Origin of the sequence: Pacificimonas flava, from assembly GCF_000342165.1 — a bacterium.
GTDB lineage: Bacteria > Pseudomonadota > Alphaproteobacteria > Sphingomonadales > Sphingomonadaceae > Pacificimonas > Pacificimonas flava.
In genome coordinates, this window is the sequence record NZ_AMRV01000016.1 from 1 (window position 1) to 19,723 (window position 19,723).

A 19,723-nucleotide genomic window follows, 5' to 3' on the forward strand; every position below is an offset into this window, starting at 1 on the left:
GCCGCATGTCGGTGCCGGAAAGTGCTGTCCAGACAATTGATGGCGCAGAAGTGGTCTTCGTTCGCACGCGCCGCGGGTTTCAAGCCCGTCCGGTGGTCACCGGTGCGCGTTCGGGAGGACGGGTGGTCATCGAGTCCGGTCTCGAAGCGCAGTGGCGGATCGCCACCGCCAATGCCTTTTTGCTGAAGGCTGAACTCGAGAAGGAGGAGGCCGAGCATGGACACTGATCACATGCAGGACGCGGATCGCTCCCACCGCCATGGCCTGATCGGCATGATCCTCGACGTCGCCGTGCGCTTTCGCTGGGCGATGGTCGTGCTGACGCTCGGTGTGGCAATCTATGGCGTGGTGAATTTGCTGCGCCTGCCCATCGATGCCGTGCCCGATATCACCAACGTACAGGTGCAGATCAACACCGAGGCACCAGCCTTGTCGCCCTCGCAAGTCGAGACGCAGGTCACCTATCCTGTCGAAACCGGGCTTGCCGGTATCGAGGGTCTGGAAATGACCCGCTCGATATCGCGGAACGGGTTCAGCCAGGTGACCGCAATTTTCGAGGAAGGGACCGACATCTATTTCGCGCGTCAGCAGGTCAACGAACGGCTGACGCCCATAAGCGCCTCCCTACCCGAGGGTGCCGAACCGGTGATGGGACCCATCTCGACCGGCTTGGGCGAAGTGCTCATGTATACCATCGAGTACGAGTTTCCTGAAGGCAAGGAAGCACCGCGGGGGGGAGCGGTCGGTTGGCAGTCCGACGGGAGCTTCGTAACCGAACGTGGCGACCGGCTCGACAGCGACGTTGCCAAAGCTGCGTATCTGCGAACCATCCAGGACTGGGTGGTTGCACCCCTCATGCGGTCGGTCGACGGTGTGGCAGGTGTCGACTCGATCGGTGGCTTCGAAAAGCAATACCTCGTTCAACCCGATCCCGCGCGATTGACCGGGTACGGTTTGTCGTTCGACGAAGTAATCGCTGCGCTGGAAGCGGCCAATCTCGCCGAAGGCGCCAATTTCGTCGAGCGGGCCGGTGAAGCCCTTCTCGCCCGGGTCGATGCGCGCCTCGGCAGTGTTGAGGATATCGAGCAGGCGGTCGTTTCCACTCGCGAGGGGGTCCCCATTCGCGTAGGTGACGTCGCCACAGTCAGCATCGGTGGCGACCTGCGAACGGGCGCGGCGTCGCTGAACGGCGATGAAGCGGTCGTGGGCACCGTGCTCATGCGCGCGGGCGAGAACAGCCGCACCGTGTCGGCCGAGGCGGCCGAACGGCTCGAGGAAGTTCGCAGCTCCCTGCCGGAAGGAATTGTCGCGGAGATCGTCTACAACCGGTCTTCCCTGGTCGATGCGACGATCGCGACCGTCGAGAAGAACCTTGTCGAGGGCGCGCTTCTGGTCATTGCGATCCTGTTCTTGCTGCTGGGCAACATCCGGGCAGCGATCATCGCGGCGCTGGTCATCCCCTTTTCCATGCTGATGGCATCGATCGGAATGAACCGGCTCGGCGTTTCGGGCAATCTCATGAGCCTGGGTGCGCTGGACTTCGGCCTGATCGTCGATGGTGCCGTCATCATCGTCGAGAACAGCGTCGCGAGGCTCGCGGCTCGACAGGAACACGAGGGCCGACTTCTTACACTTGGTGAGAGGTTGACGGAAACGCGGCTTGCCGCGCAGGAAATGATCAAGCCAACCGTGTACGGCCAGGCGATCATTCTTCTCGTCTTCGCACCGCTTCTCACCTTTACCGGCGTCGAAGGCAAAACCTTTTCACCCATGGCGATCACGGTCATGCTCGCGCTCGCCTCGGCGTTCGTGTTGTCGCTGACCTTCGTCCCGGCAATGATCGCCATCCTGCTCAACAAGAAGCTGACGGAAAAGGAGGTCAAGCCGATCCGGATCGCCAAGGAGCGATACGGACCGCTGGTCCGCAAGGCGATCACCCGCCCCTGGCCGGTCATCGGCATGGGCGTCGGCATCTTCGCCTTTGCGGCCTTCGTGTTCAGCTTCCTCGGGAGCGAGTTCACACCGCAATTGGACGAGCGCGACATCGCCGTGCAATCGCTGCGTATTCCTTCGACATCGCTCGAACGTTCGCTCGCGATGCAAAGGCGGGTAGAGGACCGGCTCGAGCAATTTCCGCAAGTCGAGCTTGTCTTTTCGCGGACGGGCACGGCGGAAGTGGCCAGTGACCCGATGCCGCCGAACGCTTCCGATGCGTACGTGATCCTCAAACCCCGTGAGGAATGGCCCGATCCCGACCTCGCCAAGGACGAGTTGGTCGCGCAAATGGAGAGCGCCCTCAGCAGTCTCGTCGGCAACCTTTACGAGTTCAGCCAACCGATCGAATTGCGGTTCAACGAATTGATCGCAGGCGTTCGCGGAGATGTTGCCGTCAAGATCTACGGAGACGATCTCAGCGCCATGACCTCGGCGGCGAACGAGGTTGCGGGCGTGCTGCGCAATGTCGACGGCGCCGCGGACGTCAAGGTCCAGCAAGTGACCGGGTTCCCCACCCTCGATATTGCCTTCGATCGGCCAGCGATTGCCCGTTACGGGCTGAAGGTCGAAGACGTTGCGCAATCGGTGGCGATCGCACTGGGCGGTCGGCCTGCGGGCCTCGTTTTCGAAGGCGATCGCCGCTTCGATGTGGTTGTGCGGTTGTCGGACGCGACCCGCGACGATTTCGACCAGTTGGGTGCTTTGCCGGTGCTGCTCCCGAACGGGGCAACCATACCGCTACGCTCGGTTGCCGAGTTCCGTGTGGTGGATGGTCTCGCGGAGGTTCGCCGGGAACAGGGACGCAGACTGGTGATCGTTTCGTCCAACGTGCGAGAACGCGACCTCGGGTCTTTTGTAGAAGAGGCCCAGGAAAGGGTTGCGGCGCAGGTCGAACTGCCCGCTGCCGCGTTTATCGAGTGGGGCGGTCAATACCAGAACCTCCAGGCTGCCCAGGAAAGACTTCAGATAGTCATTCCTATCGCTTTCGCGGTCATTCTCTTGCTGCTTTACATGGCGGTTGGGGGCTGGGTGCCGGCGCTCGCCGTATTCAGCGCGATCCCGTTGGCCCTGGCAGGCGGGATTTTCTCCTTGGCTCTACGCGGGATGCCATTCTCGGTATCTGCGGCGGTAGGCTTTATCGCCCTGTCGGGTGTGGCGACCTTGAATGGCCTCGTGATGGTGACTGCGATCCGTCAGCGGCTCGACAGGGGCATGGCGCTCGATGACGCCATCGTCGATGGTGGATTGGCGCGCCTAAGGCCGGTTCTCATGACCGCGCTCGTTGCATCGCTCGGCTTCGTGCCGATGGCCATTGCGACCGGGACCGGCGCGGAAGTGCAACGTCCCTTGGCGACAGTCGTCATTGGAGGGTTGATCACCGCCACCGCGCTGACCCTTTTCGTCTTGCCCGCAATCTTGAAGCTGGTTTTCGGGACCAGAGAAGATGACCGGACCTGGCGACAGCGTTGGTGGGACAGGCTGCGGCGCAATGTGACAAGCGATGAGCAGCGCGAGCTGAAGGACATCACATGACCGATCGGGAAAGGAGAATACGGTGCTGGCACTGAAGGAAAAGAACGGACTGCTCTGGATACGTGCCGGAGGCAGGCAGGGGGATGAAGCCTATGACCGCTTTGTTCCCCAATTCGAACATATCGCAGAGCGCGAGGCCGGTACCGTCCCGATGGTGATCGAGCTCGCGCCTGACTTTTCGGGTTGGAACTTCGGAGGTCTCTGGCGCGATCTCAAGTTCGACATCCGGCATAAGGATTGTTTCGGCCGGATCGCCATAATCGGCGACAGCGAATGGGAAGAGTGGGGCACGAAATTGTCATCCTCACTCTTCCGCACCGAAATGAAGTTCTTCCGGCCAACACAGCGTAGTCATGCGGAAAGCTGGGTACAAACCAAGGAGGACGCAGCATGAGTGGCGGACATGAGGTCGATGTCGGGTCGCCTGAAAAGCGCAAGACCCTGTGGGTTGTCCTGTGGCTTAACGTGGCCATCGCGATCGGCTTTTTCGCGGTCGGGTATTTTGCCGATTCTAATGCGCTGTTGGCGAACGGCCTCGATAATTCATCCGATGCCATCGTTTATGCGCTCAGCCTGCTCGCGCTGACCCGCTCACGGACCTGGAAACGCGGGGCCGCACGTTTCTCCGGCATCATGCTGCTGATCTTCTCTGCTGGGGTTATCTTCGATGCTTACCGACGGTTTGTGGAAGGGTCCGATCCGGGCGGGATATTGATGATGGCGATGGCGTTCATCGCGGGGATGGTCAATCTCTATTGCCTGCGCCTGCTGCAGAAGATGGAGAACAAGGACGTCAATATGCGGGCGGCGACCACCTTCAGCTTCAACGACTTTATCTCTAATGGCGGGATCATTATCGCCGGCATCATTGTGATGCTGACCGGAACCAACTGGCCCGACCTCGTTGTGGGCATCGCGGTAGCTTGCATCGCTCTCTATGGCGGCATCGAGATTCTGCGCGACGCTCACATGGATAGCCACGACGATGCGGGAACCAAACACGGCGAGAAGAGGAATTGACCCTATTCGATCTTCCTGCACAATGTGTCCGATGCGCTGGCTTCGGCCGGTGTGATCGTGGCTGGCGTGCTCATTCTGCGATACGAACTTTATATCGCCGATCTGACCATCACGGTGGTCATTGGTGACTTTGTGATCTGGCAGGGCGTTACTTTGTTGCCTCGCACGGTGCGTCTCTTGATGGGCGCGGTGCCGGACGAAAGCGAGTTCGATCGCATTGTGAGCGACCTGTGTGACACAGAAGGCGTGGCCGGCGTCCATCACGTCCATGTCTGGAGCATCAGCGAGCATTATCGCGCGCTTGAGGCGCATATCGTTCCTGCCGAATCTTCGTTGCAGGCTTTCGAGGATGTGAAGGCGCGGGCTCGCGGTATGCTCGAGACGCAGCACGCCATCGCCCATGCTACGTTCGAAGCCTGTCTCGCGGCGAACTGTGATCCCGACATGATCCCGGACCATCAGGTCGAGAAGAACCATCACCACAACCATGACCACGACCATTGACAAGCGCGGCGATCGGGTCGGTCGCTGTGGGTAAGCAGCTTGACAGCGCACGACATGAACCGCCCTGCAACTCGTAAAATGAGGACCAAGGAATGAAAGCATCCGATCTCATGGTCGCCGCACTCGAAGCCGAGGGCGTCGAATATGTTTTCGCCGTTCCAGGCGAAGAAAACCTGGATCTTCTGGAATCGCTGCGAACTTCCGCCATCACGCTGGTTCTGGCCCGTCACGAACAGGGCGCTGGCTTCATGGCGGCGACCTATGGCCGCCTGACCGGCAAGGCAGGTGTGTGCCTGGCGACTCTCGGGCCTGGGGCGACGAACCTGACCACACCGGCGGCCTATGCCGCGCTCGGGGCCTTTCCGCTTGTCATCATTACCGGACAGAAGCCGATAAAGACATCGAAACAGGCCCAGTTCCAGATCGTCGATGTCGTTTCCCTGTTCACTCCGCTCTGCAAGGCTTCGACCCAGATTGTGAACGGCAACCGCATCCCCTCTCTCGTTCGCGAAGGTTTCCGCCTGGCGCAGGAAGAAAGACCCGGAGCCGTCCTCCTGGAACTGCCCGAAGATATCGCTGAAGAGGAAACGATCGAACCGGTCATACCGCCGCATGACAGGCGTTATGCGGTCGCCGGAGATGCTGCGCTCGACGAAGCGGCCGAGCGCATCATCGCGGCTGAGCGGCCATTGCTCCTGATCGGTGCCGGAGCGAACCGCCGCCGCGCTTCGAAAGCGTTGCGCAAATTCGTGTCTGATACCGGCTTTCCCTTCTTCGACACCCAGATGGGCAAGGGCGTGGTCGATGAAGATAGCGAGCTCTATCTGGGCACCGCGGCGCTATCGTCGGGCGATTATGTTCACTGCGCAATCGAAAAGGCCGATCTGATCGTCAATATCGGTCACGACGTGGTGGAGAAGCCGCCCTTCTTCATGGAGCCGGGCGGGCAGACCGTCATCCATATCAATTACAAGGCAGCCGAAGTCGATCAGGTCTACTTCCCGCAGCTCGAGGTCATCGGCGACATCGCCGGATCGGTCGAGCGGCTGGGAAACCGCCTGGATGGCAAGCTGCAGTGCGACCGCAGCTATTATACCGCCCTGCATCACGAGATTGCATCGCACATCTCCGAGACCAGCGACGACGAACGTTTTCCAATGGTCCCCCAGCGCGTGGTTGCCGACGTACGCAGCGTAATGGCGCGCGATGATATCGTTGCGCTCGACAACGGCATCTACAAGATCTGGTTCGCCAGAAACTACATCGCCCACGAGCCTGGCACCATCCTGCTCGACAATGCATTGGCGACGATGGGTGCTGGCCTTCCATCCGCCATGATGGCTGCGATGCTGGCGCCGGGGCGCAGAGTGCTCGCGGTATGCGGCGATGGCGGGTTCATGATGAACTCGCAGGAACTGGAAACGGCCGTCAGGCTTGGACTGAACCTTGTCGTTCTCGTTCTGAATGATGCAGCATACGGGATGATCCGCTGGAAGCAGGACCAGCTTGGCTTTCCGGACTACGGCCTGACCTTTTCCAATCCCGACTTCGTCACCTACGCAAAAAGCTATGGAGCGACCGGTCACCGGGTGGAGCGGAGCGCAGATCTTGTGGCGGTCCTGAACGCCGCATTCGAGGCGGGCGGCGTGCACCTTGTCGATCTGCCTGTCGACTATTCCGAAAACAAGAAGGTGCTGATTGATGAACTCGGCGCAAAGGTGTGTGAGCTATGAAAACGATCGTTCACAATCCTTTCGACCGCTCGCCGATTGCAGAAGTACCGCTTGTTGGCTGGGCTCAAATCGATGAATGGCTGAATGAAGCGCAGTTGCTCCACCGCGACCGCCATGGCTGGCTTGCCGTGCACGAGCGTGTCGCCATCCTCCGGCGGGCTGCGGATATCATGCGCGAACGAGCCGAGGATCTGGCTCTCCAGATCGTCAGGGAGGGCGGCAAACCCCTGGTCGATGCGCGCGTGGAAGCCGGTCGCGCGATCAACAGCGTCGACTTGTGCGTTCAGGCGCTCAGCGATGGCGGCGGTCACGAGATCCCGATGGACCTGACAGAAGCGGGTGCGGGAAGGACGGCATATACCTTCCGCGAGCCGATCGGTCCTGTCGTGGCGATCTCGGCATTCAATCACCCGCTCAACCTGATCGTCCATCAGGTTGGACCGGCGGTAGCAGCCGGGTGCCCCGTTCTCATCAAGCCTGCGCTGGAAACGCCTCTTTCATGCCAGAGCTTCGTGGGCATTCTCCATGAAGCCGGCCTGCCCGGGGCCTGGTGCCGGTTCGCTCCGTGCAGCAACAATGTCGCCGAAAGAATGGTAACCGATCCGCGCACGGCGTTCTTCTCATTCATCGGTTCTGCGAAAATCGGCTGGATGCTTCGCTCGAAGCTGGCGCCGGGAACCCGCATTGCTCTCGAGCACGGCGGTGCGGCGCCGGTAATCGTGGACAGCGGCGTGGAGCGCGCAGCAGTGATCGCCTCGTTGCTAAAAGGCGGGTTCTATCATTCGGGTCAGGTCTGCGTTTCCGTGCAGCGCGTATTCGTCCCTGCTGCAGAATTGAAAGACTTCGCCAATGACCTAGGGCGAGCTGCCGAAAAGCTGGTCGTGGGCGATCCCGCCGATGCTGGGACCCAATGCGGACCCCTGATCCGAACGGAGGAAGTTGACCGCGTCGAACGCTGGGTCGATGAAGCCATCGCAGCAGGAGGCACCCTGGTGTGCGGGGGAAGCCGTCTGAGTGACACTCTTTTCTCCCCGACCGTCATTGTTGATCCTCCGGAAAGCGCCAAGGTATCCCAGGAAGAAATCTTCGGCCCCGTGATCTGCGTGTATGGCTATGACGATATCGACCTGGCTATCGAGCAGGCCAATGCCCTGCCTTACGCCTTTCAGGCCGCTGTATTTACCGATCGGCTGTCAATCGCCAATCATTGCATCAGGTCTCTGACGGGATCGGCGGTGATGGTGAACGACCATACGGCATTCCGCGTCGACTGGATGCCTTTTGCAGGGCTGCGCCGCTCCGGGCTTGGCGTCGGCGGGATCGCCTACACGATGGAGGATATGAGCATTGAAAAAATGGCCGTCTGGAACTGGCCGACAGCAGCATCATAACCCGTTCGACAGACCCGGGATGGCGACACGGGCAGCTTCGCACTCGTCGGCCTTTCCCGAAGTTAAGTCTCTTAGGGGCGGCGGACAAAAGCCGTGCATTGGCGAGCCTGACCGAACTGGCGCACGAGGCGCGGGCATCAAGGCTCGGTGGTACCGGCAAGTGCATCGATGATGCGACAATCGCCTACCGTGTCTTGCTCGCAGGCAGCGATCATGCGCCCAAGCTCCGTCCGCAACGCCTCCAGGCTGGCGATCTTGCGCTCGACTTCGCCGAGATGGCTTCTGGCCAGAGCGTCAATGCCCGCGCAGGACCGGTCGGCATCATCGGAGAGATCGAGCAATTCCCTGATGCGTGCCATCGAGAAGCCGAGATCACGCGCGCGCCGTATGAAGTTAAGGCGCGCTTCCTCTGCAGGTCCATAGTCGCGATAATTGGCCTTCGTGCGCGGAGGGGCAGCGAGGATACCTTCGCGCTCGTAGAAGCGGATTGTTTCGGATTTGACGCCGGTTATCCGGGCAAGTTGACCAATTCTCATGACAAAGGCTCCTGCGGCTTGACCTTGTAGTTACTACAAGGTGCATAGGGCGGATCGACGCAAGGAGTCGAGTAAATGGGAAAGACCTGCTGCGGTCCCGATGAGGGCGGTGCAAACAACAACGATCCGACATGGCGGCGCATTCTGTGGATCGCGCTGGGCCTTAATGCAATCATGTTCGGTGTGGAGATCGTGGCAGGCATAGCTGCGGATTCGCGCGCCTTGCAGGCCGACGCGCTCGACTTTCTCGGTGATGCGGCAAACTATGCTATCAGTCTCGGCGTAGCGGGCATGGCGCTCGTCTGGCGCGCGCGTGCGGCTCTCGTAAAGGCGGCGACCATGCTGGCTTTCGGCCTGTGGGTGCTCGGCTCGGCCATCTGGGGTTTTTTTGTCGGGGCGTCGCCCGACCCGGGAACGATGGGCGCCATCGGTTCTCTTGCTTTGGCGGTAAATCTCGCCGTCGCCGCGATGCTGTTCCGGTATCGCTCGGGCGATGCGAACATGCGCTCGGTGTGGATCTGTTCGCGCAACGACGCGATCGGTAATATCGCCGTGCTGGCGGCAGCGATTGGCGTTTTCGGCACCGGCCGTGCGTGGCCCGATCTGGTTGTGGCGAGCATCATGGCAGGACTGGCGGTGTGGGGAAGTGCCGAAGTCTTCAAACAGGCACGTGGCGAACTGCGCTCTACCTAAACTCCAGAATATGCCCGCGATTGCGGATTGAGGGAAATACGTTTCCGTCTAGACCCTACTATTGCGAATTAATTGCAACAGATATAGAGACCCCTCATGCATCGCATCGTCTCCGCCACCGTCCATCCGGCACTGCGGCTCATTCTGCTGGCGCTTGCGCTGTGTCTGTCCGTCACCGCGAACGCGGAAGAACCCGATGTGCGAACCACCTGGCGTCTGCTCGATTATATCGCGGTCGACTACGCCTCCGCGGTTTCCGACGGACGTGTTGCCGACGAATTCGAATATCGCGAAATGGTGGAGTTTTCCGATGTCGTGGCGCGGCAGGTTGCTGCATTTCCGGACACTAAAGACAATCAAGCACTCATCCGCCGATCGGACCAGCTGCGAGCTCTGATCGCCAACAAGGAACCTGCCGAGCGAGTTGGGCGCTTCGCGCGCGCGCTGGCAGCCTCGTTGCTGACAGCCTACCCGGTTCCGCTCGCCCCTTCGCAGGCGCCCGACCTTGTCCGCGCCCGTACTATCTTCGCGCAGAACTGTGCCTCGTGCCACGGCGCCGCCGGAAGTGCGCCACCAGCCGCAATGCAGGCGCTTGATCCGCCGCCGATCGACTTTACCGATATCGACCGGGCGCGGCAGCGCAGTGCGTTCGGGCTTTACCAGGTCATCACGCAGGGGCTGGAAGGAACGTCCATGGCCAGCTTCGCATCGCTGTCCGACGAGGATCGCTGGGCGCTTGCATTCTATGCCGGCAGCATTGCTTTTGAAGATGTGGCCAAAGGCGAGCGTATCTGGCGGGAAGATGATGGCATACGCCAGCTTGTCCCCGATCTCGAGACGCTCGCCGCGCTCACACCGGAAAGTCTGGCCGAGGAGATCGGCGAGGACCGTGCGCTCGCCATCATGGCCTATCTTCGCGCCAATCCCGATGCGGTGGGACAGGCAAATGACGCAGGTTCGCTCGCCTTCGTTCGCGATACGCTCGATCGCAGCCTGTCAGCCTATCGGGCTGGCGACCGTGAAGAAGCGCGGCAGCTTGCCCTGTCTGCCTATCTCGACGGGTTCGAACCCCTGGAGGCCCTCCTTGCAACGCGCGATGGCGGTTTGATGCGCGAGGTAGAACAGGCGCTCGGGCAATTTCGGGCCGGAATAGAGTCCGGTGCGGATCCATCCGAACTACAGCAACTAAGGGCTCGCATCGATAGTCTGCTGGCCAGAGCCGAGGGAGCGTTGGCTCCTGAGGCCGCCAGCGAAATCTCGACCTTTCTCGGGGCGTTCACCATCCTGCTGCGCGAGGGGATCGAAGCACTTCTGGTTGTGATCGCCATGATCGCCTTTGTGAAAAAGTCGCAGCGCTCCGAGGTATTGCCCTATATCCATGGCGGCTGGATCGCCGCGCTACTGGCAGGCACTGTGACATGGGTCGTAGCGACATATTTTGTCAGCATCAGCGGTGCGAGCCGCGAGATGACCGAAGGGATCGGCGCGCTGCTTGCAGCTGTCATTCTCCTCTCGGTCGGGATTTGGATGCATGGAAAATCCCAGGCCGAGGAATGGCGGCGCTATATCCAGGAAAAAATGGGCAAGGCGCTCTCGCGCGGATCGGCATGGTTTCTCTTCGGTCTTGCGTTCGTGGTCGTCTACCGGGAAGCGTTCGAGACTATCCTGTTCTACGCTGCCCTGTGGAACCCGCAGAGCAGCGGCATCATACTGGCAGGTGCCTTGTCCGCAGTAGCGCTGCTGGCGCTCATTGCTTGGGTCATGCTGCGCTACAGCCGCAAACTGCCGATCACCCAGTTCTTCCGCTACAGTGCTATCCTGATTGCGATCCTTGCGGTCATTCTCGCGGGCAAGGGCGTGGGCGCTTTCCAGGAGGCCGGAGTTCTTTCCGCCACTTTCATTGCCGGCTTGCCGCGCCTCGCCGAACTCGGCTTCTTCCCGACTGTCGAGACGATCGGCGCGCAATTGCTCACGCTGCTGGCCCTGATTGCCGGATTTCGGGTAAGTCGATCACCATCGGGACCGCAGCGGGCAGCTGTCGAGGGATAGGTGATCCCGGTTTGAGATCAGCGGGGTCCGGTGCCGAGACGGCGCGCGAGCCAAAAAGTGGCCGAAGGAACCGCGACCCACATCGCGATCGGTACCAGGCCGATTTTGGTTCCGGGCACCAGCGGCATGATTGCACTATAGGACCACCCCCATTCGGCACCGACAGCCAGCACTTCGACCATGGCAGTAACGGCCAGGCCGATTCCCAGGAACACGACCAAACGCGAGATCGGCCAGTCTACGAGCCACGGCGTTTTACCACTGCCGACAGAGGCGCCGAGATAAGCGGCCACCATGATCCCGGCATCGCCGAACGACGCCAGGCCGCAGCGACGTGCTGCCTCGGCAGGCGACAGACCTCCCGACTGGTAGAAAGGAAGCTGAAGCATCTCCCAGGCGAATGCGATAAGAATTCCGAAGATGGCGATCCAGAGTGCGGGATGCGCACCGCGCCATTCGCGTTCAAATCCTGGAGGCTGACCTAGTGGCTCCGTCCTTCCATCCGACATTCCTGTCACATCGTTCCGGCCTGTATCACTCATGTCTCGAACCTGGGAAGCGTAACTCCACGCAGACGTAAGGCATTGCCAATGACCGAGACCGAAGAAAGGCTCATGGCTGCTGCGGCGATCATCGGGTTGAGGAGGAGCCCAGTCCACGGATAAAGAACACCTGCTGCGACCGGGATGCCGAGTGCGTTATAGGCAAAGGCGAAGAACAGGTTCTGCCTGATGTTGCGCATAGTGGCCCGCGAGAGGACGATGGCCTGAACCACTCCCACCAAATCACCCCGGACCAGTGTCACACCTGCACTTTCGATCGCGACATCGGTACCCGTTCCCATTGCGATGCCGACATGCGAAGCGGCGAGCGCGGGTGCGTCGTTTATGCCGTCGCCGGCCATTGCCACCCGGCGGCCCTCACCCTTCAACTGCTCGATCTTGCGATGCTTGTCCTCGGGCGAGACATTGGCCTCGACTTCATCGATGCCGACCTGGCTTGCTACCGCACGCGCGGTGGCTTCGCTGTCGCCGGTAAGCATCACGATCTTGATGCCGCGCTCATGCAGAGCGGCAATAGCGGTGCGGCTGGTTTCCTTGATCGGATCGGCGACAGCGATAAGGCCTGCCGGTGCCCCGTCCACGGCCACGAACATCACCGTCTGTCCAAGGCTTCGGCCTTCGTCCGCCGTTGACCGCCAGCCTTCTTCGAGCGCCCCTATACGCTCCATCATCTTTTCATTCCCGATCGCGACCCTGCGCTTGTCGACATTTGCCTGGATGCCTTCGCCGGTCACGGACTCGATATCGGACGCGTCGAGAATGGCAGCGCCCCTGTTTTGAGCCCCTTCCACGATCGCGTGGGCGAGCGGATGCTCGCTTCCTCTCTCAACGGCAGCGACAAGGCTCAGCAACTCCTGCTCGTCGAAATCTGACTGCGGTTTTACGTCGACAAGATCGGGCTTCCCCCGGGTCAGTGTGCCGGTCTTGTCGACAACCAGCGTATCGATCTTTTCCAGCGTTTCGAGCGCTTCGGCGTTCTTGATCAGGATGCCGTGCTGGGCTCCCTTGCCGGTGCCGGTCATGATCGACATTGGCGTCGCCAGTCCGAGCGCGCAGGGACAGGCGATGATCAGAACGGCGACCGCGTTGACGAGCGCGTAGGCAAGGGCCGGTGCCGGTCCCCAGATGGCCCAGACGACAAAACTCACGATAGCGACAAGGACGACGATGGGCACGAACCATCCGGTGACCTGGTCGGCGAGCCGCTGGATCGGTGCCCGGCTGCGCTGCGCCTCCGCCACCATCTGCACGATCTTCGAGAGCATGGTGTCCGCGCCGACCTGCGTCGCGCGCATGGTGAAGCTGCCGGTCTGGTTGACAGTGCCCCCGATCACGGGATCGCCAGCGCTTTTCTTGACGGGAATGGGCTCGCCACTGATCATGGATTCGTCGATGGCACTGCTTCCATCCTCGAGCGTGCCATCGACGGGGACCTTGTCGCCCGGACGCACGCGCAGAAGGTCCCCAGACGTCAATTCGTCGAGCGGAACTTCGCGCTCGTCCCCGCGACCGAAGATCTTCATCGCGGTCGGGGGCGCGAGTTCGAGAAGCGCTCGCAAGGCACTCGATGTCGATCCGCGCGCCTTGAGTTCGAGCACCTGCCCGAGCAGCACCAAGGTCGTTATAACTGCAGCGGCCTCGTAATAGACGCCGACCCGGCCCGCATGATCGCGGAAAGCCTCGGGGAAGATGTCCGGGGCGAGGGTTGCCACAAGGCTGAACAGATAGGCGATGGCGACGCCGAAGCCGATCAGGGTGAACATGTTGAGGTTCATGGTCCGGACCGATTGCAGCGCGCGGGTGAAGAAGGGCCAGCCGCCCCAAAGCACCACCGGAGTGGCCAGCAGAAGCTGCAGCCACTGCGCGGAAGCGGGTTCGATGAGCTGATCGAACGGCCGCGACGGGATCATGTCGCCCATCGCGTAGGCAAAGAGCGGCAGCGTGAAGAGTGCGCTCCACCAGAACCGTCGCCGCATGTCGACGAGTTCAGGATCGGGGCCTTCATCGAGACTCACCGTTTCGGGTTCGAGCGCCATTCCGCAGATCGGGCAGGAGCCCGGGCCTGGCTGGCGTATTTCAGGATGCATCGGGCAGGTATAGATTGCGCCTTTTGGAACATCTTCGACCGCATCGAGGTGCGCGTTCGAAAGGTAGAGCTCAGGATCGGCCCGAAATTTGTCAAGGCAGCGCGAGGAGCAGAAATAATGATGTGAGCCTTTGTGCTCGTGGACGAAGCTGGCGCCCTCGATTTCTACGCTCATGCCGCAGACCGGATCGACGGCAGTTCCGCTGGGGACCGGCTTGTCAGCCGTGTCGGAAAGAGTGTCGGTCATCTGTCATTCCCTATTAAGAGCGCGTCGTTCGAATACTCTGTCGAAGCACCAGGCGTTCCACAATGGCCGAATAGCTGATCCCGCCAGATGTTTGTCTGCAGACGCCACGAGGACAGCTCATGACTTGAGATATTTTATGAGTGCGAAGATCCCGAGTATTATTAAGCCCAGCAATCCAATCCAGACCGCACCCATGGCCAGCATCATCATGGGGTTCTGCATCATTCCATCGCAGGTCATCGTCATCTCCAGTATCAATGGTCAGGTCGGATTTCAGAAAGCTCGGAAGCCAGCGCCGCGCCCATCTCGGCACGGCGCTGTCTGATCCTTACTGCTTGGCAATCGCGGTCAGTTCGCCGCCGCCGCCTTCCGTGGTTTGAAATTCGAAGGTGACGCGATCGCCGACCGCGACCTTGTCCATGCTGTCCTCATCTGCGGAGAAGGCCATTGTCATCGCCGGCCAGCCAACCGCAGCGATCGGACCGTGATCGATCGTGATCTTGCCCTCGGCCTCGTTAATTTCCGTAACCGATCCTTCGCCGCTTCCGGCTTGTCCAGCTGCGGCGGAATCCATCATCGGCATGTCGTCCGACATCGGCATGGCATCGGCATCCGCCATGTCGTCGGACATCATCGTTCCAGGCTGTTCGGTTGTTTCGGCGGCATTGTCGCAAGCTGCCAATGCCAGCGGAGCTGCGAGCAAGATCATATAGGTTGTGGTACGCATTCTTCTTCTCCTTGGGGATTGACCGGTTTTTCCGGACGGGGCCGCCGCAACAGCAAATATGCGGCGGGAAGTACGAACATGGACAGGAGCGGCGCGGTAATCATACCGCCAATCATCGGTGCCGCGATCCGGCTCATCACCTCCGAGCCAGCTCCGGTTCCGATCAAGATCGGGAACAGACCCGCAAGGATCACCGCTACGGTCATCGCCTTGGGCCGGACACGCAAGAGCGCCCCTTCGCGGATCGCCTGATCCACTTCCTCGGCACTCAAATCACCACTTCGTTTCTCGAGGGCTGCCTTGAGATAGATCAGCATGATCACGCCGAACTCGGCCGATACACCGGCCAGGGCAATGAATCCGACGGCAGTTGCGACCGACTGGTTGTAGCCCATCAGATAGAGGAGCCAGTAGCCGCCTGACAGGGCGAATGGCAGCGTACCCATGATAAGCATTGCCTCGTCCCACCTTCTGAAGATCAGATAGAGCAGCAGGAAAATGATGACGAGCGTGGCGGGTACGACGATCTGCAGCCGTTCGTAGGCGCGGGTAAGGTACTCGAACTGACCCGCGTAGGACAGGCTGACGCCTGCCGGAAGATTGACGCCCGCGGCAACCGCTTCCTGGAGGTCGGCAACCACCGATGTAAGATCGCGGTCGCGCACATCCACATAGATGTAGCTGGTCAATCGTCCCTGCTCGCTCTTGAGCATGGGAGGGCCATCGCTGACGCCGATCCGTGCGACCGTGCCGAGCGTAATCTGTTGTCCCGACGGAGTCAGCAGAGGCAAGGTTCGCAATTCGTCCACGCTGTCACGAATTTCACGGGGGTAGCGCACATTGATCGGATAGCGCGCCAGGCCTTCGACAGTCCGCGCGACATTGGCCCCGCCTATAGCGCCCGAGACGATCTGCTGGACATCGGAGATGTTAAGGCCGTACCTCGCCGCTGCGGCGCGATCGATGTCGACATCGACATAGCGCCCGCCGGAAAGCCTCTCGGCCAGAGCCGAACTGACGCCGGGGATCGTCTTTGCCACACCCTCGACCTCGAGCGCCACCCGTTCGATCTCGGCAAGATCCTCGCCCGAGACCTTAACGCCGATCGGGCTCTTGATTCCGGTCGCAAGCATATCGATGCGATTACGGATAGGGGGTACCCAGACATTGGCGAGACCGGGCACTTGAACGACCCGGTCGAGTTCTTCGATCAGCGCATCGGTCGTCATGCCTTCGCGCCATTCCTCCCGCGGCCGGAACCGGATCGTGGTCTCGAACATGGTGAGCGGAGCCGGGTCGGTAGCCGTATCTGCACGGCCGGCCTTGCCGAAGACTGTTTCGACTTCCGGTACCGATTTGATGAGGCGGTCGGTCCGCTGCAGCAGCGCCGAGGCCTCGCCTGGCGATAGACCGGGAAGGGCGCTCGGCATGTAGAGCAGATCGCCCTCGTCGAGCGGCGGGAGAAACTCTCCGCCGAGCTGCGAGAAGGGGATCAGCGTGGTGAGGAAGATTGCGCCTGCAACCGCGAGCGTGGCTTTGGGCCAGCGCATCACCCAATTAAGCCCCGGTCGGTAAATCCTGGTCAGCCAGCGATTGAGGAAATTGGAGTCTTCTGACGGTATCTTACCCCTGATCAGCCAGCCCATCATCACCGGAACCAGCGTAACCGACAGCAGCGCAGCGGCCGCCATGGCATAGGTCTTGGTGAAGGCAAGCGGTGCAAACAACCGGCCTTCCTGGGCTTGCAGGGTAAACACGGGCAGGAACGACAAGGTTATGATCAGAAGGCTGAAAAACAGCGCGGGTCCGACCTCTTTCGAAGCATCGGCAATGATGCGCCAGCGTTCGTTGACCGAAAGCACCGTCTCGGGATTTTCATGCTCCCATCGCTCGAGATGCTTGTGCGCATTTTCGATCATCACAACGGCTGCATCGACCATGGCGCCGACCGCGATAGCGATCCCGCCCAGCGACATGATATTGGCATTCACCCCCTGGAAACGCATCACGATGAACGCCGCCAGCACGCCCAGGGGAAGGGTTATGATCGCGACCAGCGCTGAGCGCGCGTGCCACAGGAAAAGGGCGCATACGAGCGCGACGACGATGAACTCCTCGATCAGCTTGGTCGTCAAATTCTCCACCGAGGCGTCGATAAGCTGCGATCGGTCGTAGGTGGTGACGATCTCGACGCCCTCGGGAAGGCTCGCCTGCAATTCGTCCAGCTTTTCCTCGACCGCCTGGATTGCGCTGCGAGCGTCCGCGCCCTGTCTGAGAACGATGATGCCGCCGGCGACCTCTCCTTCGCCGTTGAGCTCGGCAATGCCGCGGCGCAGCTCCGGCCCGACCTGGATTGTGGCGACATCGCCAAGGGTAACCGGAACCCCGCCAGTTGCAGTCCTGAGGGGAATCTCGCGGAAATCGTCCAGCGTCGTCAGATAGCCCGACGCGCGTACCATGTATTCGGCCTCACCCATCTCGACGATCGAACCGCCGGCCTCCTGGTTGGACGACTGGATGGCGTTTACGATCTCGGCATGCGTGACGCCGAACGATGCCATCCGGTAAGGTTCGAGCACGACCTGGTATTGTTTGACCATGCCGCCGACACTCGCCACTTCGGCGATGCCTGGAATGGTCTTGAGCTCGTATCGCAGGAACCAGTCCTGCAGGCTTCGCAGCCCCGCCAGATCATGTCCGCCGGTGCGGTCGACAAGCGCATATTCGTAAATCCACCCCACGCCCGTCGCATCCGGACCGAGCGTGCTCGTAACACCCTCGGGCAGGCGGTTCTGCACCTGATTGAGATATTCGAGCACCCGCGACCGTGCCCAGTAAAGGTCGGTACCGTCCTCGAAAATGATATAGACGTAGCTGTCGCCGAACATCGAGTAGCCGCGTACGGTCTTCGCTCCCGGCACCGACAGCATGGTCGTGGCCATCGGGTAGGTCACCTGGTCCTCGACAATCCGGGGCGCCTGGCCCGGATAGTTGGATCGGACGACAACCTGGACATCGGACAGATCGGGCAAAGCATCGACCGGAGTTGTGCGGACGGCCCAGAACCCGCCAAGGGTCACAGCTATGGCGGCGAGGACGATGAAAAGCCGATTGGCGATCGAGGCATCGATAATGCGCGCGATCATTGCCCGGCACTCCTGATGGTCTCGATACGGGGGCCGGCGTCCTGCTGGGTGAAGGTAAAGCGCACTCTATCGCCTTCCTCGAACCCGCTGATCTGCGCTGCATTCTTCGTGCGGAAACTCATCGTCATGGCGGGCCAGTCTAGCCGCGGGACAGGTCCGTGCCGCAGCGTGACGGAGCCATCGGCAATCTTCTCGATCGTCCCGATTGCGCTGAATGTCGCTGGTTGGTCTTCACCGTCCCGGTCCGGGCCTGCCTCATCGATCGCACGAACATCGAGCCCTGCCAGGCTTGCCTCGGAATCGAGCAGGAACTGGCCCGAGGTCACGACCTCTTCGCCTTGCGAAAGGCCGGCCAGCACTTCGGTCCTGCCTCCCGCCTCACGGCCGATCCGGACTTCGGCAGGCATGAAGCCGCCCTCGTCCTGCTTGATCATGACGATGGTGCGGCGCCCGGTCCGGATCACCGCTTCGGAAGGAACCAGCAGAGCGCGCCGGGTGTCGGGGGTCAGCGAGACCTGCGCGAACATGCCCGGCTTGAGCCGTCCGGAAGGATTGGGCAATTGTGCGCGGACGGTGATTGTCCGGCTGGCATCCTGTGCGCTCGGCAAGATCGCGATGATCGGTCCGGAAAATCTCTCATCGGGAAACGCGGTCAGGGTTGCACTGACAGGTTGGCCGACCCGGATATTCGCTGCTTGTGTTTCGGGCACCGATGCCTCGAGCCAGATCGGCGAGAATCCGGTTATTTCCGCCAGGGTCTGGCCTGCCATCACGGTCATGCCGGGTCGCACGCCGAGCATGGTGATGGCCCCGCCGGTCGGCGCGGTGACCGTGATCGTCGCCTGCGCGCGGCCGGTCCGGCCCACCGATGAAATTTGCCCATTCGACATGCCGAGCAGCCGCATCCGCTCGCGCATGGCCTGTGCAAGCTGTTCATCGCCGCTGTTCAGGACGGCCAGATATTCCTGCTGCGCTCCTCCCCATTCGGGTACGAGAATATCGGCCAGCGGCGCGCCTCGGCTCACCACATCGTCTGGAGCACGCCCATAGGTTCGTTGTACAAAGCCGCCAGCCCTTGGCTGGACAATTGCAACGTCCCGCCCGTTGTAAGCGAGAACACCGGTAACGGACACGTCCGGCTCAAGTACGCCGTATTCGGCCTCGGCGGTGCGGATGCCGAAGTTCTGGACAAGCCCCGCGTCGATCTGAACCCCGGAGGTGGCCTCCTCGCCAGCGCATTTGGGAACAAGTTCCATATCCATGAACGGCGATTTTCCAGGCTCGTCGAAACGCTGTCCCGGCACCATCGGATCGTACCAGTAAAGCACGTCCTCACATTCGGCGCTGGATGATCCCCCGTTGCCATTTGCCTGACTTCCGCTCTCACCCAGCTGCGATAACCCGTATCCTGCGGTGACGCTGATCAGGGCGACCGTTGCCGCCATCGTCCAGGATTTCTGGCGCGGCGACAGTTTGTCCCACGCGGCTCCCATTTTGGCT

At 61.1% G+C, this 19,723-nt stretch carries 16 protein-coding genes; 10 read left to right on the forward strand and 6 right to left on the reverse strand.

Going from position 1 to position 19,723, the window contains the following annotated elements; genetic code table 11:
* From C725_RS13920 to C725_RS13950, 7 genes are all read left to right on the forward strand, one after another.
* Positions 1-227 (forward strand): permuted SH3 domain-containing protein (locus tag C725_RS13920; RefSeq protein WP_038283531.1); only part of this gene is annotated, 227 nt, incomplete at its 5' end.
* Between the two features lie 37 nt (positions 228-264).
* On the forward strand, positions 265-3,528 hold the full coding sequence (locus C725_RS13925; protein ID WP_149864704.1) for an efflux RND transporter permease subunit: 3,264 nt from the start codon (positions 265-267) through the stop codon (positions 3,526-3,528).
* 22 nt (positions 3,529-3,550) lie between these two features.
* A complete protein-coding gene (locus C725_RS13930) occupies positions 3,551-3,922 on the forward strand; it encodes a SpoIIAA family protein (protein ID WP_008603819.1) in 372 nt (123 codons plus the stop codon).
* A complete protein-coding gene (locus tag C725_RS13935) occupies positions 3,919-4,548 on the forward strand; it encodes a cation diffusion facilitator family transporter (protein WP_008603820.1) in 630 nt (209 codons plus the stop codon). The genes C725_RS13930 and C725_RS13935 overlap by 4 nt, the downstream gene beginning before the upstream one ends.
* A 15-nt stretch (positions 4,549-4,563) precedes the next feature.
* Complete coding sequence (locus C725_RS13940; protein WP_276324533.1) at positions 4,564-5,052, forward strand: cation diffusion facilitator family transporter; 489 nt, start codon at positions 4,564-4,566, stop codon at positions 5,050-5,052.
* A 92-nt stretch (positions 5,053-5,144) separates the two neighbouring features.
* A complete protein-coding gene (locus C725_RS13945; RefSeq protein WP_038283533.1) occupies positions 5,145-6,785 on the forward strand; it encodes an acetolactate synthase large subunit in 1,641 nt (546 codons plus the stop codon).
* Positions 6,782-8,176: an aldehyde dehydrogenase family protein gene (locus C725_RS13950; protein ID WP_008603823.1), complete on the forward strand. Its 1,395-nt coding sequence runs from the start codon at positions 6,782-6,784 to the stop codon at positions 8,174-8,176. Before C725_RS13945 ends, C725_RS13950 begins: the two co-directional genes overlap by 4 nt.
* 137 nt (positions 8,177-8,313) lie before the next feature.
* On the opposite strand, the gene C725_RS13955 is transcribed toward C725_RS13950, so the two are convergent.
* The gene (locus C725_RS13955; protein WP_008603824.1) at positions 8,314-8,712 is read right to left on the reverse strand and encodes a MerR family transcriptional regulator; all 399 of its coding nucleotides are present in this window, start codon (positions 8,710-8,712) and stop codon (positions 8,314-8,316) included.
* Between the two features lie 75 nt (positions 8,713-8,787).
* Between C725_RS13955 and C725_RS13960 the strand changes: the two genes are divergently transcribed.
* Both C725_RS13960 and C725_RS13965 read left to right on the forward strand, forming a co-directional pair.
* The gene (locus tag C725_RS13960; protein ID WP_008603825.1) at positions 8,788-9,405 is read left to right on the forward strand and encodes a cation efflux transmembrane domain-containing protein; all 618 of its coding nucleotides are present in this window, start codon (positions 8,788-8,790) and stop codon (positions 9,403-9,405) included.
* 96 nt (positions 9,406-9,501) lie between these two features.
* Positions 9,502-11,454 (forward strand): cytochrome c/FTR1 family iron permease, encoded by a 1,953-nt coding sequence (locus tag C725_RS13965; RefSeq protein ID WP_008603826.1) that lies wholly within the window; start codon positions 9,502-9,504, stop codon positions 11,452-11,454.
* Positions 11,455-11,471: 17 nt separating this feature from the next.
* On the opposite strand, the gene C725_RS13970 is transcribed toward C725_RS13965, so the two are convergent.
* Entirely contained in the window at positions 11,472-11,996 is a 525-nt protein-coding gene (locus C725_RS13970) for a hypothetical protein (RefSeq protein ID WP_243442760.1), read from the reverse strand.
* On the reverse strand, positions 11,993-14,350 hold the full coding sequence (locus tag C725_RS13975) for a heavy metal translocating P-type ATPase (protein ID WP_008603828.1): 2,358 nt from the start codon (positions 14,348-14,350) through the stop codon (positions 11,993-11,995). Before C725_RS13975 ends, C725_RS13970 begins: the two co-directional genes overlap by 4 nt.
* A 136-nt stretch (positions 14,351-14,486) precedes the next feature.
* Between C725_RS13975 and C725_RS16450 the strand changes: the two genes are divergently transcribed.
* Positions 14,487-14,675, forward strand: coding sequence for a hypothetical protein (locus tag C725_RS16450; protein WP_156313734.1), 189 nt, complete (start codon positions 14,487-14,489; stop codon positions 14,673-14,675).
* A gap of 3 nt (positions 14,676-14,678) precedes the next feature.
* Here the strand turns inward: C725_RS16450 and C725_RS13980 are convergent, their stop codons facing one another.
* Genes C725_RS13980 through C725_RS13990 form a run of 3 tightly spaced genes read right to left on the reverse strand, consistent with a single transcriptional unit; the run spans position 14,679 to position 19,716 of the window.
* On the reverse strand, positions 14,679-15,077 hold the full coding sequence (locus tag C725_RS13980) for a copper-binding protein (protein ID WP_231679377.1): 399 nt from the start codon (positions 15,075-15,077) through the stop codon (positions 14,679-14,681).
* Positions 15,056-18,223, reverse strand: coding sequence for an efflux RND transporter permease subunit (locus C725_RS13985; protein WP_008603831.1), 3,168 nt, complete (start codon positions 18,221-18,223; stop codon positions 15,056-15,058). Before C725_RS13985 ends, C725_RS13980 begins: the two co-directional genes overlap by 22 nt.
* A complete protein-coding gene (locus C725_RS13990; RefSeq protein WP_008603832.1) occupies positions 18,220-19,716 on the reverse strand; it encodes an efflux RND transporter periplasmic adaptor subunit in 1,497 nt (498 codons plus the stop codon). Before C725_RS13990 ends, C725_RS13985 begins: the two co-directional genes overlap by 4 nt.
* Positions 19,717-19,723 lie beyond the last annotated feature (7 nt).